Here is a 24687-nt window from a genome sequence, read left to right as displayed (position 1 = left end):
AGACAGTGCATAATCGCCTACCGACTTTTCGTCTTTAGTTTTCGTTGGGTCTTGCGCTTTGTTCCTTACTCCTTTATCTTCCCGACTTTCGGAATTTCAACACCAGCTTAATTCGTCCCTAAACAAAAAGAGCGAGCGCCAAATGGGCTAACTCGCTTTTAAATACTGGTGCAAATAAAAGGGTTATTTATCCTTATATTTCTGTTCTAATACTTCTATTTCTTTTAAGGCTTCGGCAATGCCATTACGTTGTGTGGTTAGCAAGTCCAAATGGTCGCTATGCAGCTCATTATCTTTAATGGCCATATCGTATTTTTCTAGCGCAGCCTTTTCGCCTGTTACCACCGCACCTAAAACTGCAGTTTCGCTTTTATCTGTTAAGGCTTCCTTAATATCTATCCAAGTACGGTGTATAGCGCCTAATATACCACCCTCTTCATTCTCTGAGTGCCCACCATGCCTGGCAAGATGAGACTTCAGTTCATTTTCGTATAAGGCCCTTTCGGCAACATACTTTAAAAATACAGCTTTCAATTCTACATTGTCGGTAGATTCAGCTGCTGATTGATAACCTTCTTTACCATCGTTAATGATGGATACTAAGCCTTTTAGGTCTGCTATAATTTCTTGATTGTTTTCCATGATAAATTATTTTTTATACAAACCCACAAACAGCACTAATGTTTCAATAAATCATACAACCAAAAGAAACATAACACAAGCTTAGCTGTTACTGAACCATGTTAACAATAGCCAAACCCTCCTACCTAGATTTTGAAATAGATGATTATCCTTGGAAAAAGGGCATTGATTATAAAAAGCATCCTGAACGGTACAAGGTTGGCAAGGGAGAGCAAGGTGTATTGATTTGTGAACCCTACAAATCGGCAATTGGCCAATACTGGCGTTTTAAAAACCCTGAAATTGCCTCAGAAAGTAGCACAAAAATCTACCAGCTTTTTATCGAGTACTTAAAAGCAAATGACTTTGTAGGTGCCGATATGGCAAGGAAATACCTACAGATGGGCTATACCCGGGCAAGAAGATATGCCAATTATAAGGGCGGGAAAAAATACGACAAAGACAATGATTATAAACAGCTAGAAAGAGGAACAGGTTCTGCCGAAAAAGCAGCCGCGGCGGCAATCTTTTACAAGGCCTATAAAATTGCAGCAGCTCACCCTATTTATAGTAAACTTAAAGCAGATTGGAAAAATAAATATGGTTAGGATGTTCGTTTATCGTTGAGCGTTTTTCGTCTTTCGGACTTTCGGACTTTCGGCCTTCCATCTTACCTCTTCAATCGTACATAAAGCATAGGTATTTAGGAGTTCAATAACTATTTAATTAGCGCTAATGCCTTTTCGAGGTACTCATCTTTACCAGCAGTAATGCCAGAGATGGTTTGGTTTACAAACACATCTGGTTGTATGCCTAGGCTAAACATTTGCCCCCCATCATGCAGTTTTACCTTCAGCCCTGTAAATCTTATGGAATAGTTTCCTGGCAGGACAAAAGCGTTAACATCCCCATTTGCTCCGGCTGTGGGCTGCCCTACAATGGTGGCTAATTTATAGTGTTTAATAAAGCCCATGTAACTTTCTGCATAGCTTACCGCACCACCTCCAGTAATGAAAATTATTTTAGCGGAGATATGAGGTTTTTTAGGCGTCATTTCCCAACCCAGCCCTGTATAGGTAACGTTTTGATAGTCAGGAGAAATGATTTTGGGAACAAACATCCACTCGTCTTTGTCTTTTTTGGTTAACAAGTAGGATATGAGATCGTGGTTGCCTCGCGGATAACCACGTAAGTCGCAAATAATGGCTTTAGCAGTAGTAAACTCAGGTAGCATGGCAGTTATATCTTTCATCTCGGTGTTTCCAATATTAACGTAGTATACGCCATCGGCTAATTTTCTGGTCTTAGCTTGTTCTGGTGATTTTCTAAGGTTGGCTCTTGTGAAACTAAATTCTTGCTCCTTTCCGTCGCGGCTTACCTTCAATGTGAATGCGGTATCTTTATAACCCTGAAGAAATTGCCTTGTTGCATTGCTGTTTTTCCACTGATCTGACCCTGAAATTTCGCTTTTAATGTTATTAAAATAATCAAGGGCTGGTATGCCGTTAATTGATAGGATGATATCGCCCACTTTTAAGGGAACTGTATCATCAGCGTGGCTGATGAGTAGCTTATTTTCTACGCATGCAACATCTGCTTGGATGGAATAATAATTTTGCTGCCCGAAAGTAACGCTAACATGCCCATCCTTTAATTTTGCTGTCATTACCCGTAAAACTTGACCAAATTCTTGGCGGGTATTCGATTTGTACGCTGCATCTAGCGCTAGCGGGAGTTCTTTTTCCCACTCCAATTTAATCTCTTCTTTATAAGGGAAGAAGTGTTGAAACACATTCCAGGCAATGTTTATGGAGGTTAGTCTGGTATACACATCGCTTGCATCAAATAAATCAGGGCTTGCCTTAGCCATGCGCTGCTGCAATTCCTTTAACAGATTGGCATTGGCTGACGGATAGGTTTGGCGCTCATCGCCTAACAACACCTGCGGCACCATACATTTAAGTCCGTTGCCTATGGGTTTTGTAAAATAGGCACCAAATGCAAGCTTTTCATCAAAAATACTTTTAATGATTTCATAACTGGAATTGTCGGAGATCAGCAATGCTTGTTGTCCATCAACATGGTCATCCTTTACCGTAGCATAGTTATAGCCTTTAGACTTGGTGTACCAACCCTGGGTGTCTGCTTGTTCAAAAGAGCTGTTCTGTAAAGGTATTTTGTTCCAAATACCATTCTCCTCTATTTCCAGTGTAAAGTTATCGATCCAAATTTTCCCTTCGCTAACCAGAAAAGCACCAAAATATAAGTAACTGGCATCAATGTCAATTGTTCCAGCTATTTCGTAGGCTTTCCATTCCTTTGATTTTATGGGCCTATCATCCATGTTATTAAAGAAGCCATAACTCTTTCCTTCACGATCTACCCTCACCCAAAACTGGCCTTGGCCATCTTTTACATCCGTTCTCATCCAAGCTTTTAACCTAAACTTTTTACCTCTATAGGCTTCCGCCTTAATGCTACTTGAAGCACCACCGATTTCGGCTCTTGTTGGATCTTTAGTCTTAAAACCTCGATTGGTTCTCGCACTTTTGTAAAAACCTCCTTCACTACCTAAACCATAATGTTGCCAAGTAATCTCTTTCATGCCCACCTTATTGGGAGGGCTAATTGACTTTAAATCAAAGGGCTTTGCGTTGTTCTCCTCAATTAGCTGTACAGCTGGTGCGATCGGGTTGAATAAGCCTTTAAGCTTTTCTACAAGCTCTTTTTGGTTAGCTGCATTTTCTACCTCTTTACTGCCATAATAAATAAACTTATCCCAATTGAGATTGGCTGCTTCATCAGAAGGATGGAAATACCTCACATATCCGCAAAGCCTGGTAAAAGTTTCAAGGTTGGCAACCTTTTGTTTTTGCGGAATGCCTTGAGCATTAACTATTAAACTTGTAAATATACAAACGAGGGTTAAGAAAGGTCTTTTCATTAAAAGAATTGATTTAGGGCTATCGTAAAACTAAAGTAGCCATAATATCCAGTCTCTGTACATAAGTCCCGTTGGCTTAACAACTTTTAACATTGTTTATCGCTGAAATCGTTTTTCGTTTATCGTTGATGGTTTTTCATCGTCCATCTTACCTATTCCCTATTCCCCATCTTCCCAACTCCACAACTCTACCACTTTACCGACAACTCAAGACTCTCTACTCCCACCTCCCAAATCGGCTATTTCTCTTCTCAATCTTTCGTTTGCCTCTTTTAACCGTTCTGATTCTTCTAGATGTCCCTTAAATGCTTCTTGGATTTCTTCCTGTGTATATCTAGGTGTGATGTGCTGGGGGCAATTCCAATCGTAACCTTGCACCTTAAAGAGCATGATGAACTTGGGTTTGTATTGATAATCTGCTAGGCTAAGTTTTTCAAGAAGATCGGGCCGTTCAGCCAGGGATACCACTTCCACTTCAGCGAACATCTTAAGCCGGGTTCGGGAAGCCTGGTCAAGAAAAAATAAAGCGGCCTTATTGTTGGTTTTAATGTTCCCGGCAGAGATGTACTGCTTGTTGCCCTCAAAATCGATGAAACCCAGAGTCGTGTGATCAATCACTTTTAAAAAACCTTTTGGGCCTCCCCTGAACTGTATATAGGGATAACCACTTTCGCTAATGGTTGAAAGGTAGAAATAATCCTGTTGCGTAATGAAGTCGATTTCCTCTTCTGACAGGCCATCGGTTGTTCGTGAATCTGCCATTCGGGCGTAAGCTGCCCTGCTGCCAAATTTTTCTTGTAAAGTTTTCACCTCCTTTGTAAAAGCAATTTCCGGATAGTTCATGTGATCAGCGTTTTTTATACAAATTACGATTAATTTTCAGGAACCGATCATTAGCATAGATTTTTATCATGGCGATGAATTGCTTTTCATTCAATTTTTACGAGACACTAGAAAATGAACTTTTCAACAAAGTAAATTGAGCCTTTAAACAAAACTGATACTGTGCTGCCCCTTTATCTTTGTATCAAATAAAAATCAACAACATGAAAAAAGTTTGGTTCATTACAGGAAGCTCCAGGGGACTGGGACGCAGCCTAACAGCAGCGGTATTAGCAATAGGCGATTTAGTTGCCGCAACCGCAAGGGATATTAGCGCATTGAAAGATCTCCATGAAAAATACCCCAATCAACTCTATCCACTCCAACTGGATGTTAACATAGCCGAAGCTATTGAAGCTGCCGTAACAGACACGATTGCACATTTTGGAAGGATTGATGTATTGGTTAACAATGCAGGCTTCGGCATCACTGGAGCCATTGAAGGTTACACAGCCGAACAAGTGAGCAGTCAGTTGCAGACCAATCTTTATGCCCCGATTGCATTAACCCGAGCAGTACTTCCCTATATGCGCAAGCAAAGATCAGGGCACATCCTGCAGGTAAGCTCCATCGGTGGCAGGGTTGGCAGTGGCGGCGTAAGTATTTACCAAGCGGCAAAATTTGGCCTCAGCGGTTTCAGCGAAGGTTTGGCGATTGAGGTGGCGCCATTGGGCATCAAGGTAACCTGCATTGAACCGGGCGGTTTTCGTACCGACTGGGCAGGAGATTCAATGACTTATGCCCCACACATTGAAGGGTATGAAACTACGGTAGATGCCAGGGTGAATGCCTTTAAGAGCGGGAGCATTAAACCAATGGGAGATCCTGATAAGGCAGCCAAGGTAATGATTGACATGGTGAACCACCCACAACCTCCACTTCACCTATTGCTTGGCAGCGAGGCCGTGGCCATTGTTAAGTATTCTGAGGCGGCAAAGCTCCGAGAGCTTGAGCAATGGGAAAACATCAGCACCTCTACAGATGCAGATGACGCCGAAAACTTTTTGCAGACAGAACACGGCAAAAAATACCTAAATTTAAAAAAGTAACATTCAATTAAGTTGATGGGCTGGGCAAGGACATTCATTCCCTAAAGCGAAATTGCTCTACCCCTCAACCCTTTAAAACTATGGCTCCCAAAATAGACCATCCAAGCATCGCTTATTCCTGCTATTACGTCAAAAATAGAGAGGGCGAACAGTTCGTGAGCGAGCATGTGTTCAGTTACCAGATTTCAGGTACCCTCACACTCAGTGACGGAGAAAAGCAGCATGTCTTTAACCCTGGAGATTTTAGGCTGATCAAGCGAAACCAATTGGTCAAATTCCTTAAGGAGCCCCCACCCGGAGGCGAGTTCCGCTCTGTTTCGGTGTACCTTGACCAACATACCCTGCGCAGCATGAGCGTTGAGCATGACATCCGCGCATCATCTCCATCGGGCAAGGGCAGTTTTGTTAGACTTGCTCCTCGTCCACTGCTCAAAAGTTACATGGATTCCCTTTCTCCCTACAACCAAGACGGAGTAAAAATCGATTCGAAGCTCGTAGATGTAAAGTTGCGTGAAGCCATCTTCATCTTATTGCAGGGTAATCCAGAACTAAAAGATATGCTGTTTGACTTTAGCGATCCCATAAAGACCGACTTAAAGGGATTCATGGAGAAAAACTTTCATTTTAATGTACCTTTAGAGCGTTTCGCCTATTTAACCGGGCGTAGCCTTGCTACCTTTAAACGTGATTTCCAGAAAATATTAGGCAGCACTCCTAGCAGGTGGTTACAGCAAAGGAGGTTGCACGAAGCCCATTACCAGATCAGCGAAAAGGGCAGGTCGGCCTCAGAAATCTACCTTGAACTTGGCTTTGAAAACCTTTCCCATTTTTCCTTCGCCTTCAAGAACAGGTATGGTGTATCCCCATCAAGGCTCTGAACATATCGGTCTTTCGTTGTTCGTTTGGCGTTGTTCGTTATTTGATCTAACCCCTCAACAACTCCACATCTCCACAACTAAACATCTTTTCTTCTTCTCTACTCCCTTATCTTCCGGACTTTCCGACTTTCGGACTTCTTCCATTATTCGTTGAGGTTAAATAAAACTTGATAATGATAAAACTTTATGTAACCTGTATACGTTAGAAGTTGAGGTAAAGACCGTGCTAAAAAAACACTCAGGTTAATTAATGGACGTTAAATAAATTGATATGAAAACTTATCTTATGATCCTTATGGCGAGTAGTTTAATGTTAGCCACATCTTGTAAAAAGAAAGATAAAACAGAACCTATTGATGAACCTGTACCTACTACTCCTACTAACCCATCGGTAGAAACCTTGCCACCAAATTCTAATTATAAACCTGCCTTTACCGGTCAGACAAGAATAGCTGCAGTAAAAACTACAACAAGTTATAGCACAAGCGTAGTTACTTCTTCGCTTACGGCACCTTGGGGAATTGCAGCCATGCCTGATGGCCGTTTTATAGTTACAGAAAAGGCCGGAAGAATGCGTATCGTTACCAGTGCTGGAGCTGTTACTGAAATTAATACAGGTATTCCTACGGTTAATGCCAACGGACAAGGTGGCTTACTTGGCATATGCCTTGATCCAGATTTTGCAACTAACCGTATGGTCTACTGGTCGTTTTCAGAACCAGGTACAGGCGGCAACGTTACTGCCATAGCAAAGGGAAGATTGGCTACCAACGAGCTTTCAATAGAAGGCGCCACCGTTATTTTTCGTGGAAGCCCTCGCTATTCTGGCGTAAACCATTATGGGGGAAGAGTGATATTTGATAGAAACGGAAATCTTTTTGCCAGCCTTGGTGAACGTTCAGATAATGTAACCCGTGCTCAAGCCCAGTCAACAAATGCAGCTATCGGAAAAGTAGTTAGAATTACTAAAGACGGACAGCCAGTAGCAGGCAATCCCTTTATCGGGCAAGCTGGTGCCCTCCCAGAACTTTACTCAATTGGCCATAGAAACCCACAAGGGCTGGCCATGCATCCCGTAACTGGAGATATTTGGCAAAGCGAACACGGACCTAGAGGTGGAGATGAAATTAATCGTGTGCAGCCAGGAGCAAACTTCGGTTGGCCAATTATTACTTATGGATTGGAATATAGTGGACAGCCAGTACTAACCGGGATACAGGCACAGAATGGAATGACGCAGCCAGTTTATTATTGGGATCCTGTGGTATCGCCAAGTGGCATGACGTTTTACAGTAGCAATCGAGTACCTGAATGGCAAAATAACCTTTTCATTGGCGCATTAAGCGGTATGCACATTGTACGTTTAATGATCACGAATAATGTGGTAACTGGAGAAGAAAGACTCCTGGCAAACGTAAACCAGCGTTTTAGAGACATTACCCAAGGAATAGATGGTGCGCTTTATGCCATCACAGACCAAGGAAGATTGTATCGCATAGACAAGAACTAGTTTTGTTTAAATTTTATAGATGAGATAAGTGTTTATGAATGTTTGAATAACGATAAATATGTGCAGTTGAGAAGAAGAATTTGGGGATAAATATTTTTGTTGAATAATGTGAGATCTGATAAATCGGATTAAAAATCCAGGGATAGGGCTTCGTGATTGCAAATCACGAGGAGCGGTTGCGAAGCTCTCTAACAAACTACGTCATTGCCAGCTTGACTGGCAATCGTAATGCTATTGTAGGCAAGATACATACATAACGCATTATATGCGGCTGGCAATCTTAAAGCCATGTGAAGGCTGATAGGCCATGAATGTTCGAATAACGATAAATATTTTTGTTGAATAATGTGAGATCCGATAAATCGGATTAAAAATCCTAGGATAGGGCTTCGTGACTTTCGGACATTTTCTATGTTCGTTTTTCGTTGATTGTTTGCTTTAGCGGACCGAACTTTTGATACACATTTAGGCAGAAGCATTTTTAAAGATTGGGGCTTTAAAGTTAGAGACCTCTCGTCGCTGCGCTCTGTCGAGGTGACGGTATGATGAAGAGACAGCATAACGCCTCCTCGCCTCAACACCTTAACGTAAAAATCAAACCATTTCTAGTCAATCGTAAAAAAAATAGCTAAATTCCCACCTGTAAAACGGCAATGAAAGAGATTACAGACATATTAAAAGCCTACATCAAAGCAGAACAAGAAAACAAAAGATCGGCATTAGCTACTGTAGTTAAAGTAGAGGGTTCATCCTATCGCAGGCCAGGAGCCAGAATGTTGGTTACCGAAGATGGCTTATTAACGGGTGCCATCAGTGGCGGCTGTTTAGAGGGCGATGCATTGAAAAAAGCGCTTTCGGCCATTCATCAACAACAAAAAAAACTGGTTACTTATGATACAACCGATGAAGATGATGCTAAGTTTGGCGTACAACTAGGCTGTAATGGGATTGTATATATTTTATTCGAGCCTATAAACAGTAAGGAAGTCAATAATCCAATCGACATATTAAAAGCGCTAGCAGCAGAACGCGAGCGTGCTGTGTTGGTTACCCTATTCTCTACAGATCATCAACAGCAATTGGGAACAAGCATGTTATATCGCCGAGCGAAAATAAGCTCCATTGTTTCAGACCAAATTTCACAGCAACTTACCGAACAAGCTCAGCAAGTATTGCTTAATCAAACCTCACGTTTTGAACCTTTAAAGGTTGATGAATTACCTTATGAAGCTTTTTATGAATATACCAGCCCTCCAATTGCCTTAATTATTGCGGGTGCTGGAAACGATGTGCAGCCATTGGTTCAAATGGCCGATGTATTGGGTTGGGAAGTAACCGTTGTAGATGGTAGACCAACACACGCAACAGCGCAACGTTTCCCTAATGCAAATAGGGTTTTAATAGCAAAACCTAATGATTTGCTTGATAAAGTTGAAATTGATGAACAAACCGCATTTGCGTTAATGACGCACAATTACAACTATGATACAGCATTGTTAAACTTGCTCTTAAACACCAATGCCCCTTATATTGGTACACTCGGACCAAAGAAAAAGCTAATCAAGATGTTGGAGGAGTTAAATTTGAATACTGAAGAAAATCAGAACCGAGTTCACGGTCCTATTGGCTTAGACATTGGCGCAGAAACGGCAGAAGAAATTGCCATATCCATTATTGCAGAAATTAAAGCTTTTTTTGCAGGTGCAGGCGCTGCCTCCTTAAAAAACAAAAAGAATTCCATCCATACCCACCAAATAAATTAAGGAATGGAAAACGGCATCATTATATTAGCAGCAGGAAGCTCGAGCAGGCTCGGAAAACCGAAACAATTGTTGAGTTACAAAGGCAAATCCTTATTGGAAATAGCTACGGAAGCAGCTATAGGAACAGGAGCTAAGGCCATTGTAACGGTGCTGGGGGCTTATGCTGATGAAATTTCGGCAACACATCAACAAGCTGGTATAAATTACGTTATGAATGAGCGTTGGGAAAATGGAATGTCGACCAGTATTCATGCCGGTTTAGCTGAATTACTTAAACTTAATCCAGCTACTGAAAATGTAATGATTATGGTTTCTGACCAAGCATTTTTAACCACAGCAACATTAATGCAGTTGGTGGAAGAGAAACAGCATACCGAATATCATATTATTGCTAGCAAATATGGTAACACCATTGGCACACCTGTTTTGTTTAACAAGAAATACTTTACAGCTTTAATGAATTTGAGCGGAGATACTGGAGCGAAACACCTGATACAACAACATCCAAAAGATGTAGGAACCATCTCTTTTGAAAAAGGAGATATTGATATAGATACTGAGGCAGATTACGATAATTTAACCAAACAACAATGATAGCAGATTCTTTTGGACGTGTACATGATTACTTACGGATATCACTTACTGATAACTGTAACTTCCGCTGCTTTTATTGTATGCCCGAAGAGGATTATGATTTCACACCAGCCTCAAGATTAATGCAACCTGACGAGATTTTAAGTTTGGCTAAGCTATTTGTAGCACAAGGTGTTAAAAAAATAAGGCTAACTGGTGGCGAACCATTGGTTCGTAAAGATGCAGCAGCCATCATTTCTAATTTAGGGAAATTGCCTGTCGAATTGGTAATTACCACCAACGGGACAAGAATTGCCGAACTGTTACCTACCCTTAAAGCTGCAGGCATTAAATCCATTAACATTAGTTTAGACACCTTACAGCCTGAGAAATTCATGCTCATTACCCGTCGCGACCTTTTCCATCAGGTACGTAGCAATATCGAACTTTTACTGCAACATAAGTTTACCGTAAAAATTAACATGGTGGTGATGAAAGGCTTAAATGATGATGAAATCAAAGACTTTATAGACTGGACCAAACATCATCCTTTGCAAATTAGGTTTATAGAATTCATGCCCTTCAGTGGAAATAGATGGACAAGTAATAAAATGTTCTCTTTGGCTGAGATACTGCAGGTTATTGAAAAAGATTTCAGCGTACTTCCTGTTAAGGCCGAGCCACATGATACCGCTAAAAGTTTCATGATACCAGGCCATGAAGGATCATTTGCCATTATAAGCACCATGAGTGCTCCATTTTGCGACACTTGCAATAGAATGCGCTTAACTGCCGACGGGAAATTAAAAAACTGTCTTTTTAGCGATGGAGAAACAGATTTGTTAACTGCTTTACGCAATAACGAAGATGTGCTACCACTTATCCACGCTTCTATTTTAAGTAAGAAAAAAGAATTGGGTGGTCAGCTGGGCAAACACTTTGAGCAGATTGACACCACCACCCTGCAAAACAGAAGCATGATTACCATTGGAGGATAAGCCAAATATGATTACCGTAGCTGAAGCAAAAACAATAATCCGTAACAACATCACGCCATTAGCAGCCATCAACTTAAGCCTTGCTCATGCTGCTGGTCATATATTGGCAGCAGATATTTATGCCAACTGTGACATTCCTGCATTTAGGCAATCGTCTATGGATGGTTATGCTTTAAAATTTGAGGAAGACTTAAAAGAATTGACCATTACTGGAGAAATGGCTGCTGGAGCACCAATAAAGTCGACGTTAAAAGCTGGAGAAACGCACAGAATTTTTACCGGTGCGCCATTACCTGAAGGAGCAGATACGGTAATCATGCAAGAGAAAGTCAGTGCAGCAAATGGTAAAATCATACTTCAAGATATTAAACTTAAAAAGGGATTAAATGCCAGGGAAAAAGGCTCTGAAATTAGTGCTGGAGATTTAGCGATGAGCAAGGGCAACCTTTTAACACCTGCGGCTATTGGCTTTTTAGCCGGCATTGGCGTTACCACTGTTTCCGTGTTCCCTATGCCTAAGGTTGCCATTATTGTAACTGGCAAAGAATTACAAAAACCTGGACTGGCACTTAATTTTGGCCAAGTGTACGAATCTAATTCCTACTCGCTTACGGCAGCATTAAAAAATGAAGGCATTACGGAGATTACTGTATTTGAAGCAGATGATGAGCTTGATATCTTAACCAATGTACTAAAACAAGCATTGGCAAGTGCCGATGTAGTTTTACTGACTGGCGGGGTAAGTGTAGGCGATTATGATTTTGTAATTGAGGCTTCGCAACAATGTGGCATAGCACAACTGTTTCATAAGGTGAAACAAAAACCTGGCAAACCTCTTTATTTTGGTAAAAAAGAACAACAATTAGTCTTCGGACTTCCAGGCAATCCATCTTCTGTACTGAGTTGTTACTACAATTATGTATTGCCTAGCTTGAAACAATTATCCCAGAAAGAAAATACCGTAATCGAACTAAAAGCAGCGCTTATGGTTGCTTATCAAAAACCAAAAGGATTAACACATTTTCTAAAAGGTTTTTATAAAGACGGACAAGCAACTCCGTTAAATGCACAAGACTCTTATCGTTTAAGTTCTTTTGCCCAAGCCAACTGTTTAATCTGTTTACCTGAAGAAGAAGAAAGCTTTAAGGAGAACCAATCGTTAACGATACTCTTATTACCTAACTAACAAATGCAAGAATCTTTTATCCTCTTTTACATCCTCCTCTTCGTTGTTGCATTTTTATATGCATCTGTTGGTCACGGTGGCGCTAGCGGTTATTTGGCCTTAATGGCCATTTTTGCGGTTTCCCCTGCCATCATGAAACCCACTGCCCTATTACTTAACCTTTTTGTGTCATCAACTTCATTTATACAATTTTATAGGGGTGGGCATTTTAAATGGAAGTTATTTTGGCCTTTTGCATTAGCATCCATCCCACTCTCTTTTATAGGGGGCATGATGGCTATTGAAAGTTCCATTTATAAAAAAATATTGGGTGTTTTATTACTCATCCCAGTAATTAGGTTTTTCTTTTTCAAGAACACCGACCCAAAGGATTTTAAGGCTGCAAATATTCCACTTTCTTTGCTTATTGGTGGTATCATAGGGCTCTTATCAGGAATGATTGGCATTGGTGGAGGTATCATCCTCTCTCCTGTTTTATTACTGTTAAAATGGACAGATCAAAAACAAACAGCTGCCATTAGCGCTGCTTTTATCTTTGTAAACTCTGTTGCTGGCTTGGGCGGTCAGCTGATCAAGGGGTTTGAATTTAACAACCACATGTTAGCTTATGTTGCCGTTGCCTTTACTGGAGGTATATGTGGTGCCTATTTTGGGGCTTTAAAGTTCCCTCAAGCTATATTAAAAAATGTATTGGCTTGCGTACTTGCCCTAGCAGCCTATAAATTATTATTTACGCATGCTTAAAAATGTAAAAGGATTGAGCAAAATTACCATCTTACGCGTAAATTAGTCAAATGGAAATCGAGATTATTAGTTTTGGGAAGATTGCAGAATTCATGGCAAATAGACGATTAACAGTAGATGGCATTGAAACTACTGCGCAGTTGAAAGATCTCCTTGAAAAAGAATTCCCTGCATTAGCAGACATCAAATACAAATTGGCAGTAAACAAAACCATCATTCAAGAAACCGCTGAGTTAAAAAGCGGCGATATTGTTGCGTTCATGCCACCATTTTCTGGAGGTTAATTTATGGCATCCGAAAGATATCACAGACAGCTTATATTGGAAGGTTTTGGTGCTAGTGCGCAATCAAAATTAACAGCAGCAAAAGTTTTGGTAATTGGTGCGGGAGGTTTGGGCTGCCCTGCCCTACAATATTTAGCCGCGGCTGGGGTTGGCTTAATTGGCATTGCCGATGATGATACCGTTGCTTTATCTAATCTACATCGTCAGATTTTGTATACCACCAATGATATAGGAAGACTAAAGGCAAAAGTAGCAGCGCTACGATTGCATGCAATGAATCCTGAGATTGAATTTGTTGTACATGTGCTGCGAATTGAAACAAATAATGTGCTTGAAATTTTAAAGGATTATGATTTTGTGCTTGACGGTTCAGATAATTTTGAAAGCAGGTACTTGATTAATGATGCTTGTGCCTTATTAAAAAAGCCATTGATTTTTGCTGCTGTAGCTGATTACGAAGGTCAGTTAGCTATATTTAATGCAACAGATGAAAAGGGAGAAACCACCAATTACCGAGACCTTTTCCCTATTGCACCCAAACCAGGAGAAATTGCCAATTGTGCCGACAATGGCGTAATTGGAGTATTGCCAGGGATAATGGGCACCATGGCTGCTAGTGAAACCATTAAACTGATTACAGGTATAGGCAGACCCTTAATTAATAAACTATTACATTATAACATACTCAGCAATGAGCAATATGAGTTAGCTATTATTGCAGGGAACGATTATCAACTACCCCAAAACGAAGCAGATTTAATGGCCTTTAAATACAACCACATTAGTTTAACTGAACCAATGGTGATAGAAATAGACGCAACAACTTTGAAAGATTTACAACAGAAAACATCAACCCTGTTAATTGATGTTAGGGAAATACATGAAGTTCCAGCGCTAGATCAAGCTATTTACCGTCAGGTGCCCATGTCTAGTTTTAATGATTTTTTATCAACCGATGTTGAAGCGCAAAACATTGTGTTAATTTGCCAACACGGAATTAGGAGTGTTGCCGCTGCAGAAGCTTTGTCCGAAAAGTATGGCAACACCAAAAACATCTACAGCCTTAAAGGCGGAATTGTGAAATGGCGCAATTATTTTATCAATTAAAATGAACGAGAAAAAGATAAAAAACATATTTGTTAGCGGACCCATCACGCCAGCCTTTATCGCCGATAGCATAGCTAAACATAGTGCTAAGACAGATATAGGTGGTCACAGTATTTTCATGGGGCAAGTAAGAAAAGATGAGCTAAATGGCAAGTTTGTTGCTGCCATTGAATATACCACTTTTGAAGAAATTGCCCTAGCCAAAATGCATGAGATAAGGGAAGCTATTTTTGAGAAATATCCATTGAACTGTATGCATGTGCATCATAGTTTAGGCACCATTAAGGCGGGAGAAATCTGTTTATTTGTATTTACTTCATCAGCACATCGTAAACCCGCTATAGATGCCTGTACCGAAATAGTAGAAAGATTAAAGGCAGAATTACCCATCTGGGGAAAAGAACTGTTTGAAGACGAAACACACCAGTGGAAGGAAAACAAATAACATGGTTAACATTACAGAAAAATCAAGCTCGTTAAGAATTGCAATTGCTACAGCAACGGTAAGCGTATCTAAAATAGAAACCATTGAAGCCATTGAGCAAAGAAAAGTACCTAAGGGAGATCTATTCGAATTTGCACGTGCAGCAGGATTGTTGGGTGTAAAAAAAACAAGCGACCTTATTCCAGATTGCCACCCACTCCCTATCGAATATACGGCTATCACTTATGCAATTGAGGGATTAAACGTAATCATCACAGTTGAGGTACATACCATTTACAAAACAGGTGTAGAAGTAGAAGCCATGCATGGCGCTTCAATTACTGCCCTTACCATGTATGACATGCTTAAACCGATAGATAAGGGAGTTGAGATTAGTAGCATAAAGTTATTGAAAAAATCTGGTGGGAAATCTGACTTTAAAAACAAACAATTCCCTGACCTTAAAGCAGCAGTAGTGGTCTGTTCTGATTCTATCGCAGCCGGCCTGGCAGAAGATGCCTCGGGTAAAGTCATCGTAGCTAAATTGGAAGCTATGGGTATTGAAATATTAGATTACATGGTAATTGCAGATGATTTTAATACTATCCAAGAAAAGGTAAAAGCTCTGTCTGGTGCTGGTCGAGATTTGGTCATCTTCACAGGTGGAACTGGTCTTTCTCCAAAAGACATTACTCCAGAGGCAATTGAGCCTTTAATTGATAGAAAAATAGAGGGCATCATGGAAACAGCCAGAAGCTACGGACAAGAGCGCATGCCTTATGCCATGTTATCACGAGGTGTGGCTGGTTTTGTTGGCGAAACGCTTGTACTTACTTTCCCTGGCGCTAAAAAAGCTGCTGAAGAATACATGGCAGCCTTATTTCCGCAGGTTTTGCATGTGTTCAATGTCAATAAGGGTCAGAAACACTAGTACCAACTAGCCTTGCATCATAAAGCCATTTCAATTTCTTGGGCAATTGTTTTGAAATATGCTGTAGGAGTTAGTCCTACAATTTCTTTAAAATATCTATTGAAAGACGACTTAGAGTTAAACCCTGCATCGTAAGCTAAAGTGAGCATATTTATTTCGATATCTTTTTTCGATAAACATTCTATCCTATCTTTTACATGTTGTATACGATATTCATTCACAAATGTGTAAAAAGGCTTATGCAAAAAATGGTTTAGGGTTTCGCTGATGTGATATTTATTGTGTTTAGTTAGTGTCGCCAATTTATCCAATGTCAGTTCACTATCTTTATAATACCCCTGGGTGGTCATTGCAGTTTCTAATTTCAGCAAAATACTCATCATTTCATCCATACTTAGTAATTCCCTTCTTTTCTCTGGAAATATTAGAGAAGAGAGCATAGGTATCACTTTGCTTTCTGGTTCTTTACCCGTCTCTGCTAATGACATGGCATTAGTGGATTGTTGGTTAAAGTTATCAATCTGTCTAATAGGATGATAATTGGGGATATCCGCAACCATTGGATTTAACTCTAGGTTTTCTTTTTGTACATATATAGCAGCTGAATATCTATAAGTGATAATCCTAATACATATCACAATCAAGAACGTGTAAATTATACTTCGAGCAATATAGTTATAAGTAAAGCCAAATGGTTTTAGCAGGATAAATGTAATGCTTAATATACTTGTAATAAGAAATAGATATGCAATTTGAGTAATCAACTTCTTCTCGTTAGACTGTTTATCCAAGTTCTTATTAGCATAATAGATAATCCAGCAAGCAAGAATAACATCCAATGGAATCAAAGTCCAAAGGCTAATTGTATTATACCAATACAGAATGTTGTGTCCTGCTTCAAGACTTGTTATCAATACACTCAATACAGAAAAAAAAGCTATTGTACCTATAGCAAACGGAACAAATACATACCATTGAGATGCCGGTATGAAATTAGGGCGTATGGTTTTAATGGTATAAAGATAAAGCAGTGGCAAATAACAGAACCCGATAAAAGTGTTCATCATATTTAACACTTCAAAATCTGTTACAACGGTATAAATAAAAAATTTTATAGAAAGATGGATGCCAATACAAGTTAACAGTGCAATCAATAACCCGTCTGCTTGGTTACGAACTCTACTGCGCCACAATAAAACTGCTGCAGCTAGCGCTTGAAATATACCTATCGCAATAATGTATTTCATAAAGCAAAATTATATGCTCAAAAATAGCAAACCATTGTTAGGTTAATGTTAGCTGCTTATGAAGAAAATATTGTTAACATTTTAATAACACAGCATAAATCACTGATAATCAACACCACATAGTGCCAATAAAATAATTAATACGAGCCTAAGTAACAGTTATTTGAAATGGTCGATGAGCTTTATACTCACCGCTACTTTTGTCGAAAATTATAAAACAATGATGCTTACAAAATTTACTTTAAAACCTCGAGCAACTTACAAATATATGCTTAATACGCTTTTTGTAATTGCCATATTAATGGCAGGCACAACATTACCTGCCCTAAGCCAAACCATTAAGGGTATTGTAGTTAGTGATGCAGGAACCCTGCCTGGAGCCAATATTAATGGCAAAACATTTAAAACAACTGTAGTTTCTGATTTGCAAGGTGTTTTTTCACTTGTTGCACCTGATACGGGTATGGTAACCATCGAATTTAAATACATGGGTTATGAAATAAAATCGATGACTTTAAAGCTAATAAAAGGTGTTAACGACATAGGGCTGGTAAAAATGATGCCCGACACCAAGAGTACTTTAGGTGAGGTAGTTGTTAAAGGAACAATGGCACCTTCACAAGCTAAGGCGTATAGCATTAAAAGAAATGCCAATGCGATCATGGATGTAATGGCTGCTGATGCAATTGGAAAACTCCCAGATCGTAATGCAGCAGAAGCAGTACAACGCATGCAGGGTGTAGCTGTTGCTAGGTATCATGGAGAGGCAGATCAGGCAGCAGTAAGAGGTACTCCTTTCTCTTGGACATCAACACTGTTTAACAGTAACCGTTTACCGAGCTCTAATGTAATGGGTAATCGCTCTTCTGTTTTAGATGTTGTTCCTTCAGAAATTATCCAATATGTACAGGTTGCCAAAGCAATTACACCAGATATGGAAGGCGATGCTATTGGTGGCGCTATCAATTTTATTACTCGAACTGCCCCTACAAAACGTACATTAAATGTTAGTGCCGCTGGTGGTTACAATACCTTTAGTAAAAATGGAACATACAATGGTTCCTTAGTTTACGGAGATAATTTTTTAAAAGGCAAACTGGGTGTTATTGTTGCCGGTGCAATTTGGAGCAGGCAATGGGGTTCTGATGAATTTGTAACCAGTTACAATACCGGGTCTGCAAATTTGCAACAAAAAAACTCTATTAACACCGTATTGTTTAAGCGTTACATGGGCGAACGTGAGACCAAGGGCTTAAATTTAGGTTTAGAATATAAGATTACTCCATTACATAAATTGTTTTTTAGAGGTATGGCTAATAAATTTGACGATATACGCCCTGTATATGAATCATATGTTGATTATACAAATACTCGTTTTCAATATAATTATCGTTATTCACACTACCAAACTACATTAAATGGTATTGAGGTAGGTGGAGAAAATCAATTGGCTCCAAAATTAAAATTAGATTGGAGTTACAGTAACCATAAATCTAAATACTTCTTAGAAACCCCTCCTACCGCTAATGGTAAAGGTTTACCAATTGCTACTTTCCGTCAGAAAATTACTAGCGGTTTTAATAATCTTTCTAGTGATGGTAAGCGCTATTGGAGTTTCGATTCTCCGAATGGCGTTGGTGGCACAGCCGATGATTTCCAATCGGGTATAAAAGATGTAAATGAAGTAATGAGTGCTGATAAATTATTGCTTTCTCAAATGGTTATTTCGCAACTAGATAATAGCGAGCACGACCAAATAGGACAACTTAATTTAAAGATAGACGCTACATCTAAAGTGCATTTAAAGTTTGGAGGTAAGTACCGTCATAAAGAACGTATCAGTACATTTGGTTCTAACTTTGTTTACCTACCAGGTGCAGCCCTTGGCGTACCAAACTCTCCTGCATTGCGCAGCTTATCGTCTTTACAAACAACTAATTTTCCTAAGGGCACTACTTTTTTTGGTAACATGAAAGGCAATTATAACCAATACATAGTAAATCCACTAGTAAAGGAGCAATTGTTCGATATGTTTAGCACTTCATTCCAATCTACCAATGGTATTATGGATGCTACTTCTAAAACTAACCCAACTGCACTTTATACAGGCACTGAAAATGTTAGTTCTGGTTATGCAATGGCAGAAATTGATGCAACTGAAAGATTAAAAATTGTTGGTGGTATCCGTAACGAATATACTAGTACAACTTTAATCGGAATGAAATCTACTACTTCTGGCACACCTGCTGTGGTTAGCATTACTCCATCAACAGTAGAGAACAATTACAATGCATTATTGCCAATGCTACACTTTAAATATAAGCTTTCTGAAAAAGCGAATGTTCGTGCAGCTTATACCCGTTCATTTGTACGTCCAAATTTTGGCGACATGACACCAGGTGGTTCTACCAATACTACAAGTGCACCAATGACTATCTCAAAAGGCAATCCTAATTTGAAGCCAACTTTCAGTAATAACTTCGATCTAATGGGAGAACATTACTTTAATAATATTGGTATATTATCTGGTGGATTATTCTATAAAGATATTTCAGATATCATCTTTACAGATGTTAACATGCAGAATATCGGTGGTAGCGATTATATGGTAACCCAGGCAAAAAATCTAAATAAAGCAAGCTTATTTGGTTTTGAAATGGGCATCAATAGACGTTTTGATTTCCTCAATGGTTTTTGGAGTGGTTTTGGCGTAGAAGTTAACTATTCGTACATCGATTCTAAAACAGAAGTACCGCGTTTAGGTAATGCAAATGTGATGGACAAAACTGGTTTACCTAATCAATCTAAACACTTATTCAATACAATTCTATTTTACGAGCGTAATGGTGTAATGGTTCGTTTAGCTGGTAATTACCGTGGTAATTCTGTAGAAACCATCAACCAGCAATTAGGTTCAGATTTTTATACTTGGTCTGCAGCTAACTTTACTATTGATGCTTCAGCAACAGTATCCATCACTAAAAGATTAAAAGCGTTTGTTGAGCTTAACAACTTAAGTGATTCACCTGTTAAAATGTATATGGGCGATAAGCGTCGCCTCACCTCATCAGAGTCTTACGGTAGTCGTGGTCAGGCTGGTATTCGTCTAGACATCTTAAAATAAACAGTCAAATAGAACAAATCAATTATATTTTACAAATAGAAATTATGAAAAAACTAATTTTAGCAATTACATTACTTATACCAATAATAGCTTCAGCACAATTGGCTGATAGTAGCAAAAGACTAGTCCATGTAAATGCTGCAAATTTTCGTGACATTGGCGGATACAAAACCACTGATGGAAAAGAAGTTGTATGGGGGAAAATTTATCGTAGTGCGGCAATTAGCAAGCTTACAGAAGCAGATTTAGAATTATTAGATAAAAAAGGAATACATACCGTTGTAGATTTTAGAGGCACTGCAGAATCAGCTGCTGCTCCAGATCGTTTACCAAAAAACACAGATTATACTTTATGTCCTGCAGGAAGTGAGAATTTGCCTGATGCAGCACAAATGGTTGCCTTGTTAAAAAATGGCAATTTCTTAGGTAAAATGTATGGTAGTGATGGTGCTAAGTATGCTGGTGATCGTTATCGTACTTTATTTATGAAACTACTTACTTTAGATAAAAAAGAAGCAGTATTATTTCATTGTACCGGTGGTAGAGACCGTACAGGTATGGCAACCGCGTTGTTATTATATATTTTAAAAGTGCCACAAGAGACCATTGAAGCTGATTATGTTGCTTCAAATGTGTATCTAAAGGAAATGCACAAAAACATGTTTACACCACTAGCAAAAATGAGTGGACTTACAGTTGAAGCAGTAGAAAAGGAAATGGCACTGAGGCCTGAATTACTACGTGATTTTTTTAACGAGCTAAAAAAACAATACGGTAGTATAGAAAATTTTCTACAACAAGAACTAGCAATTGGGCCAAAAGAGATTACTATACTTAGGGCAACTTATACAAAATAATTGATACGCTAGATCAATAATTACTTCTTAATACTCAAAAAAAGGCTGGCCATCAATTGATGGCCAGCCTTTTCAAGTTAACCTTCACTAATTATTATTTCAATTTTATAAAATATAAACGATTTCTATCTACTGAATTGGTTAATGGCAATATCTTTTGTGCAAAGCCACTTGCTCCATTGTCTACCACTCCAAAATCGTCATCATTAGAAATAACCAATATATTACCTGGTAATAATGCCAATCCTTCTGCTTTATCATGTGGATATACCGTTGGTAAATCTTTTAAAAGATCTAAGGCAAGGGTTTTAGTTACAGGAACAATACCAGCACCTTGCAAACCAACTAAATTATTTAGTTCTTCTACTGTTTTTCCACCATATAGTTTCCCTGTAACCCCGTTAGCAGCATCAGATATATCAGTTGCCCCATTTAAATCAATTTTAAAAACCTTTTTAAACGTAGCCGGATTAGAAGCCGCCCCACCGAAAAGCCCATCACGCTCAATGGTTAAAAAAGTAGTTGCATTTACCGCTACAATATCACTTACACCTGTTAAGGTAATGTTATCCATTAAATAAACATATTGTTTGGTTGCACCAGTAGCAATATCAAAAGTTAATATTCTTAACACAGTAGAATTTGCAGTTGCCGCTTTAGATGGATTGTACATTGGCGATTGCATCATACCGACCAAAGTTTTACCATCTGGAGTAATGGCTAAACCTTCCATTCCCCTATTTGCCCTACGATTGGCAAATACAGCTGGAATTTTGCGTCCACCTCCCCCTGTACCAAAGGGGTTAATTCTCTCTATCGTTTTTCCATTTGCATCAAAATGCGCAATATGTGGCCCGTATTCATCGCTAATCCAAAAAGAGCCATCAGCTGCTCTAACCAATCCTTCAGAATCTATTCCATCTGCACTTGGTGTAATTACATTCCCATTTAAATCATAAGCTGTTTCACCAGATGCCCCCATACCAATGGGGTTTGGTAGACCATTTAGCTTTGCACCTGCTTCATTTTTAAGTTCGATTACATTTTCTAATATCAATTTACCGTCTTTTAACCTGAATTTACCTATCTGTGGATCAAAATCTGGTTTGCCAATGATGATGGAGTTAGCCATTTGTCCAGCAACATTAGACCCACGATCAGTTAGCATATAGAATACATCTGGTTCATTAGGATCAACCGCAACAGCTGAACCAAAACCTCCATTATATACTTTAACACCAGCTGTTGTAGTGAATAACACAGATGGATTTACAGCTTCTGCCATTTCAGGATAAACAATTGCAATAGTTTCAGTCTTGTTCTTTTTACACGCAGTAAGCAATAAAACTGCGGTGGCAATGGTTAGTAGTTTTCTTTTCATATAAGGGAATTATTTTATACAATGATAACGACACCCTGTAAAGGCATCATTAACAGAAAAACAACAAAAAAAACATATACATAGGGTGTATTCCAAACTTAACATGTAGTAAATAAGAAATGCCTATTTTTGAGTTTTGAACTCACACACAAATTATGAAACAAGGCCTATTAATAGATATGGATGGCGTTATTTACAGCGGCGAAGAATTGATATTCGGTGCTGATAAATTTATAGCCAATTTACTCGATAAAAAAATTCCGTTTGCATTCATGACAAATAATAGTCAGCGTACTCCTTTGGAAGTAGTACGTAAACTAAAACTATTGGGCATTACGGTAAATCAAAGTCATGTTTATACGAGCGCTATGGCAACTGCTAAATTTTTATCAGACCAAAGTCCAAAAAGTACAGCTTATGTATTAGGCGAAGGTGGTTTGTTAAGTAGTTTACATGAACATGGTATTACTATGGTAAACACAGACCCAGACTTTGTAGTGCTTGGAGAAGGCAGGAACTTTACCTTAGAAATGGTACATAGAGCCGTGGATATGATTTTAGCCGGAGCAAAATTCATCACCACAAACAGAGATCCATCTCCTAAAAAACCGGGGTGGAATAACCTGGGTATAGCTGCCACAACTGCAATGATAGAAGAAGCTACAGGTAGAAAAGCTTTTGTTACTGGAAAACCTAGCCCTGTCATGATGCGTTCTGCCAGAAAATTTCTCGGATTGGAAACATCAGAAACAACAGTAATTGGCGATACCATGGAAACTGATATACAGGGAGGCGTACAAATGGGTTATAAAACCATATTGGTACTTTCTGGCATATCTAGCAAAGATACTTTAGGTCATTATGCCTTTAAACCAGATATGATTGCTAGTTCTGTTGATGAAATTAAATTCCCTTTGAACTGGTGGGAAGCTAAATAAGCCATACCTTTTTAAATGATATGTTAAGAAATGCTAAGTTACTTAACATAAATATAATATGAAATTAACTTTGCAATAACATAGCTTTGGAAAAATTCAATTTTTATGAAAAAGAAGAAAGCCATCGTTAAAGAATCAAGGAAATTAGCCAAAAAAGAATTAACAGCACAAATTGTTGCTGCATTGAGCACTGTGACAGTTAATGCATCAGGAAACCAGAAAAAACTAGACAAAGTAATTGCAAAAAGTGCAAAGCAACTAGCTAAAAAATTCTCTAGCTATATTACAGCTACAGAAAAACCTGTAGATGCTACTCCAGTTGCACCAGTAAAAAAGAGTGTTAGCAAAAAAAGTGCTGCAAAGAAAGAAGAAGTTCCAGCTTAATATTAAGGATAAATTAACAATTACTTCCAGTTAAGCTGGAAGTAATTTGCTAAAAATAGATGGGCACCATTTTTATCCAGTCTGCGGCCTTATGTGCAGTACCTTCCCAAATGTGTAATTGATTTGGCATTTCCTTTTCATTTAATAACCTGCCGAACTCTAAGTTCCCTGGTAAAAATGGATCATCTTTACCTACTGCTAATACAACTTCCAAATCCCTGAGTTCAGAAAGTAAATAACCGTCTGCAAGATTTGGAACAAATTGTACCGGCATGCTAAAGTATACTGCATCATTTTGATGGCCATCTAGTAAATCCCTGAAATTGCCATAGTTTTTGGTAAGGTCATACCTACCACTTAACCCAATTGTTTTTTTAAATAGCCAAGGATATTTCATGGCAAGGTTAACTGCGTGATAAGCACCCATGCTACAACCAGCAGTTTGAATATAATCGCCTCCGTTAATTTTATAGATTAACTGTACAACTTCGTTAACCAAATAATCCTCGTATTGTTTATGTCTGGCTATTCTTACTTCTGGATGTTCATCTTGATTGTAAAAACTCTCTCTATCAATGCTATCAACACAGAAAAGCTGTAATTCGCCATTATTAATCTGCGTTGCTAGTGCATTAATTACTCCCCAATTTTCATAGTCGTAAAACCTAGCCATTCTTGTCGGAAAAAATAATACAGCTTTTCCCTTGTGGCCGAAGACCAAAAGTTCCATATCTCTTTGTAAGTGTTCACTGAACCACTTATGGTATGCCCTTTCCATTTACAGATTTTACTCAAATGTCTTGAGTTACTGTTAAGTTGATATTAAGTGAAAGTCATGTTTGCTAACAAACAAAAGAAAAAC

At 38.8% G+C, this 24687-nt stretch carries 23 protein-coding genes; 17 read left to right on the top strand and 6 right to left on the bottom strand.

The window, feature by feature from the left end:
- Positions 1-183 precede the first annotated feature (183 nt).
- A complete protein-coding gene (locus tag EZ428_RS12725; RefSeq protein ID WP_131553552.1) occupies positions 184-642 on the bottom strand; it encodes a PA2169 family four-helix-bundle protein in 459 nt (152 codons plus the stop codon).
- Between the two features lie 98 nt (positions 643-740).
- Here EZ428_RS12725 and EZ428_RS12720 point away from each other — a divergent pair, with 98 nt between their 5' ends.
- Positions 741-1229 carry a DUF4385 domain-containing protein gene (locus tag EZ428_RS12720; RefSeq protein WP_205945695.1) on the top strand — a complete coding sequence of 163 codons (489 nt, stop codon included), beginning with the start codon at positions 741-743 and terminating at the stop codon, positions 1227-1229.
- Between the two features lie 110 nt (positions 1230-1339).
- Here the strand turns inward: EZ428_RS12720 and EZ428_RS12715 are convergent, their stop codons facing one another.
- Positions 1340-3565, bottom strand: coding sequence for a S41 family peptidase (locus EZ428_RS12715; RefSeq protein WP_131553551.1), 2226 nt, complete (start codon positions 3563-3565; stop codon positions 1340-1342).
- A 207-nt stretch (positions 3566-3772) separates the two neighbouring features.
- On the bottom strand, positions 3773-4408 hold the full coding sequence (locus EZ428_RS12710; RefSeq protein WP_131553550.1) for a pyridoxamine 5'-phosphate oxidase family protein: 636 nt from the start codon (positions 4406-4408) through the stop codon (positions 3773-3775).
- Positions 4409-4611: 203 nt separating this feature from the next.
- Between EZ428_RS12710 and EZ428_RS12705 the strand changes: the two genes are divergently transcribed.
- The 12 genes from EZ428_RS12705 (at position 4612) to moaCB (ending at position 15894) form a co-directional block, all read left to right on the top strand.
- Entirely contained in the window at positions 4612-5496 is an 885-nt protein-coding gene (locus EZ428_RS12705) for an oxidoreductase (RefSeq protein ID WP_131553549.1), read from the top strand.
- Positions 5497-5576: 80 nt separating this feature from the next.
- Positions 5577-6374, top strand: a complete 798-nt coding sequence (locus EZ428_RS12700; RefSeq protein WP_131553548.1) for an AraC family transcriptional regulator — start codon at positions 5577-5579, stop codon at positions 6372-6374.
- 271 nt (positions 6375-6645) lie between these two features.
- Positions 6646-7884, top strand: a complete 1239-nt coding sequence (locus tag EZ428_RS12695) for a PQQ-dependent sugar dehydrogenase (RefSeq protein WP_131553547.1) — start codon at positions 6646-6648, stop codon at positions 7882-7884.
- A gap of 653 nt (positions 7885-8537) precedes the next feature.
- Positions 8538-9647 (top strand): XdhC family protein, encoded by a 1110-nt coding sequence (locus EZ428_RS12690; RefSeq protein ID WP_131553546.1) that lies wholly within the window; start codon positions 8538-8540, stop codon positions 9645-9647.
- 3 nt (positions 9648-9650) lie between these two features.
- Positions 9651-10241, top strand: coding sequence for a nucleotidyltransferase family protein (locus tag EZ428_RS12685; protein WP_131553545.1), 591 nt, complete (start codon positions 9651-9653; stop codon positions 10239-10241).
- Positions 10238-11218, top strand: a complete 981-nt coding sequence (moaA, locus tag EZ428_RS12680; RefSeq protein WP_131553544.1) for a GTP 3',8-cyclase MoaA — start codon at positions 10238-10240, stop codon at positions 11216-11218. The genes EZ428_RS12685 and moaA overlap by 4 nt, the downstream gene beginning before the upstream one ends.
- A 7-nt stretch (positions 11219-11225) precedes the next feature.
- Complete coding sequence (locus EZ428_RS12675) at positions 11226-12404, top strand: molybdopterin molybdotransferase MoeA (protein ID WP_131553543.1); 1179 nt, start codon at positions 11226-11228, stop codon at positions 12402-12404.
- A 3-nt stretch (positions 12405-12407) separates the two neighbouring features.
- Complete coding sequence (locus EZ428_RS12670; RefSeq protein ID WP_131553542.1) at positions 12408-13148, top strand: sulfite exporter TauE/SafE family protein; 741 nt, start codon at positions 12408-12410, stop codon at positions 13146-13148.
- Between the two features lie 50 nt (positions 13149-13198).
- Positions 13199-13432: a MoaD/ThiS family protein gene (locus EZ428_RS12665; protein ID WP_131553541.1), complete on the top strand. Its 234-nt coding sequence runs from the start codon at positions 13199-13201 to the stop codon at positions 13430-13432.
- Positions 13433-13435: 3 nt separating this feature from the next.
- Positions 13436-14539: a HesA/MoeB/ThiF family protein gene (locus EZ428_RS12660; RefSeq protein WP_131553540.1), complete on the top strand. Its 1104-nt coding sequence runs from the start codon at positions 13436-13438 to the stop codon at positions 14537-14539.
- A gap of 1 nt (position 14540) precedes the next feature.
- Entirely contained in the window at positions 14541-14984 is a 444-nt protein-coding gene (locus tag EZ428_RS12655; RefSeq protein ID WP_131553539.1) for a molybdenum cofactor biosynthesis protein MoaE, read from the top strand.
- A 1-nt stretch (position 14985) separates the two neighbouring features.
- A complete protein-coding gene (gene moaCB, locus EZ428_RS12650) occupies positions 14986-15894 on the top strand; it encodes a bifunctional molybdenum cofactor biosynthesis protein MoaC/MoaB (protein WP_131553538.1) in 909 nt (302 codons plus the stop codon).
- A 17-nt stretch (positions 15895-15911) separates the two neighbouring features.
- Here the strand turns inward: moaCB and EZ428_RS12645 are convergent, their stop codons facing one another.
- A complete protein-coding gene (locus EZ428_RS12645) occupies positions 15912-17141 on the bottom strand; it encodes a helix-turn-helix domain-containing protein (protein ID WP_131553537.1) in 1230 nt (409 codons plus the stop codon).
- Between the two features lie 220 nt (positions 17142-17361).
- Between EZ428_RS12645 and EZ428_RS12640 the strand changes: the two genes are divergently transcribed.
- Positions 17362-20265 carry a TonB-dependent receptor gene (locus tag EZ428_RS12640; RefSeq protein WP_205945693.1) on the top strand — a complete coding sequence of 968 codons (2904 nt, stop codon included), beginning with the start codon at positions 17362-17364 and terminating at the stop codon, positions 20263-20265.
- A 44-nt stretch (positions 20266-20309) separates the two neighbouring features.
- Positions 20310-21122 carry a tyrosine-protein phosphatase gene (locus tag EZ428_RS12635; protein WP_131553536.1) on the top strand — a complete coding sequence of 271 codons (813 nt, stop codon included), beginning with the start codon at positions 20310-20312 and terminating at the stop codon, positions 21120-21122.
- Positions 21123-21216: 94 nt separating this feature from the next.
- Here EZ428_RS12635 and EZ428_RS12630 read toward each other — a convergent pair whose 3' ends face one another.
- The gene (locus EZ428_RS12630) at positions 21217-22503 is read right to left on the bottom strand and encodes an esterase-like activity of phytase family protein (protein WP_131553535.1); all 1287 of its coding nucleotides are present in this window, start codon (positions 22501-22503) and stop codon (positions 21217-21219) included.
- A 155-nt stretch (positions 22504-22658) separates the two neighbouring features.
- Here EZ428_RS12630 and EZ428_RS12625 point away from each other — a divergent pair, with 155 nt between their 5' ends.
- A complete protein-coding gene (locus EZ428_RS12625; protein WP_131553534.1) occupies positions 22659-23441 on the top strand; it encodes an HAD-IIA family hydrolase in 783 nt (260 codons plus the stop codon).
- 105 nt (positions 23442-23546) lie between these two features.
- Positions 23547-23825, top strand: a complete 279-nt coding sequence (locus tag EZ428_RS12620) for a hypothetical protein (RefSeq protein ID WP_131553533.1) — start codon at positions 23547-23549, stop codon at positions 23823-23825.
- 49 nt (positions 23826-23874) lie between these two features.
- On the opposite strand, the gene EZ428_RS12615 is transcribed toward EZ428_RS12620, so the two are convergent.
- Positions 23875-24603, bottom strand: a complete 729-nt coding sequence (locus EZ428_RS12615; protein ID WP_131553532.1) for an esterase family protein — start codon at positions 24601-24603, stop codon at positions 23875-23877.
- Between the last annotated feature and the right edge of the window lie 84 nt (positions 24604-24687).

Source organism: Pedobacter frigiditerrae (genome assembly GCF_004331645.1).
GTDB lineage: Bacteria > Bacteroidota > Bacteroidia > Sphingobacteriales > Sphingobacteriaceae > Pedobacter > Pedobacter frigiditerrae.
This window is presented reverse-complemented; position numbering and strand designations above follow the sequence as displayed.

Coding starts and splice junctions, on each gene's coding strand:
- EZ428_RS12725 (WP_131553552.1), bottom strand. CDS start 642: ATGGAAAACAATCAAGAAATTATAGCAGACCTAAAAGGCTTAGTATCC.
- EZ428_RS12720 (WP_205945695.1), top strand. CDS start 741: ATGTTAACAATAGCCAAACCCTCCTACCTAGATTTTGAAATAGATGAT.
- EZ428_RS12715 (WP_131553551.1), bottom strand. CDS start 3,565: ATGAAAAGACCTTTCTTAACCCTCGTTTGTATATTTACAAGTTTAATA.
- EZ428_RS12710 (WP_131553550.1), bottom strand. CDS start 4,408: ATGAACTATCCGGAAATTGCTTTTACAAAGGAGGTGAAAACTTTACAA.
- EZ428_RS12705 (WP_131553549.1), top strand. CDS start 4,612: ATGAAAAAAGTTTGGTTCATTACAGGAAGCTCCAGGGGACTGGGACGC.
- EZ428_RS12700 (WP_131553548.1), top strand. CDS start 5,577: ATGGCTCCCAAAATAGACCATCCAAGCATCGCTTATTCCTGCTATTAC.
- EZ428_RS12695 (WP_131553547.1), top strand. CDS start 6,646: ATGAAAACTTATCTTATGATCCTTATGGCGAGTAGTTTAATGTTAGCC.
- EZ428_RS12690 (WP_131553546.1), top strand. CDS start 8,538: ATGAAAGAGATTACAGACATATTAAAAGCCTACATCAAAGCAGAACAA.
- EZ428_RS12685 (WP_131553545.1), top strand. CDS start 9,651: ATGGAAAACGGCATCATTATATTAGCAGCAGGAAGCTCGAGCAGGCTC.
- moaA (WP_131553544.1), top strand. CDS start 10,238: ATGATAGCAGATTCTTTTGGACGTGTACATGATTACTTACGGATATCA.
- EZ428_RS12675 (WP_131553543.1), top strand. CDS start 11,226: ATGATTACCGTAGCTGAAGCAAAAACAATAATCCGTAACAACATCACG.
- EZ428_RS12670 (WP_131553542.1), top strand. CDS start 12,408: ATGCAAGAATCTTTTATCCTCTTTTACATCCTCCTCTTCGTTGTTGCA.
- EZ428_RS12665 (WP_131553541.1), top strand. CDS start 13,199: ATGGAAATCGAGATTATTAGTTTTGGGAAGATTGCAGAATTCATGGCA.
- EZ428_RS12660 (WP_131553540.1), top strand. CDS start 13,436: ATGGCATCCGAAAGATATCACAGACAGCTTATATTGGAAGGTTTTGGT.
- EZ428_RS12655 (WP_131553539.1), top strand. CDS start 14,541: ATGAACGAGAAAAAGATAAAAAACATATTTGTTAGCGGACCCATCACG.
- moaCB (WP_131553538.1), top strand. CDS start 14,986: ATGGTTAACATTACAGAAAAATCAAGCTCGTTAAGAATTGCAATTGCT.
- EZ428_RS12645 (WP_131553537.1), bottom strand. CDS start 17,141: ATGAAATACATTATTGCGATAGGTATATTTCAAGCGCTAGCTGCAGCA.
- EZ428_RS12640 (WP_205945693.1), top strand. CDS start 17,362: ATGATGCTTACAAAATTTACTTTAAAACCTCGAGCAACTTACAAATAT.
- EZ428_RS12635 (WP_131553536.1), top strand. CDS start 20,310: ATGAAAAAACTAATTTTAGCAATTACATTACTTATACCAATAATAGCT.
- EZ428_RS12630 (WP_131553535.1), bottom strand. CDS start 22,503: ATGAAAAGAAAACTACTAACCATTGCCACCGCAGTTTTATTGCTTACT.
- EZ428_RS12625 (WP_131553534.1), top strand. CDS start 22,659: ATGAAACAAGGCCTATTAATAGATATGGATGGCGTTATTTACAGCGGC.
- EZ428_RS12620 (WP_131553533.1), top strand. CDS start 23,547: ATGAAAAAGAAGAAAGCCATCGTTAAAGAATCAAGGAAATTAGCCAAA.
- EZ428_RS12615 (WP_131553532.1), bottom strand. CDS start 24,603: ATGGAAAGGGCATACCATAAGTGGTTCAGTGAACACTTACAAAGAGAT.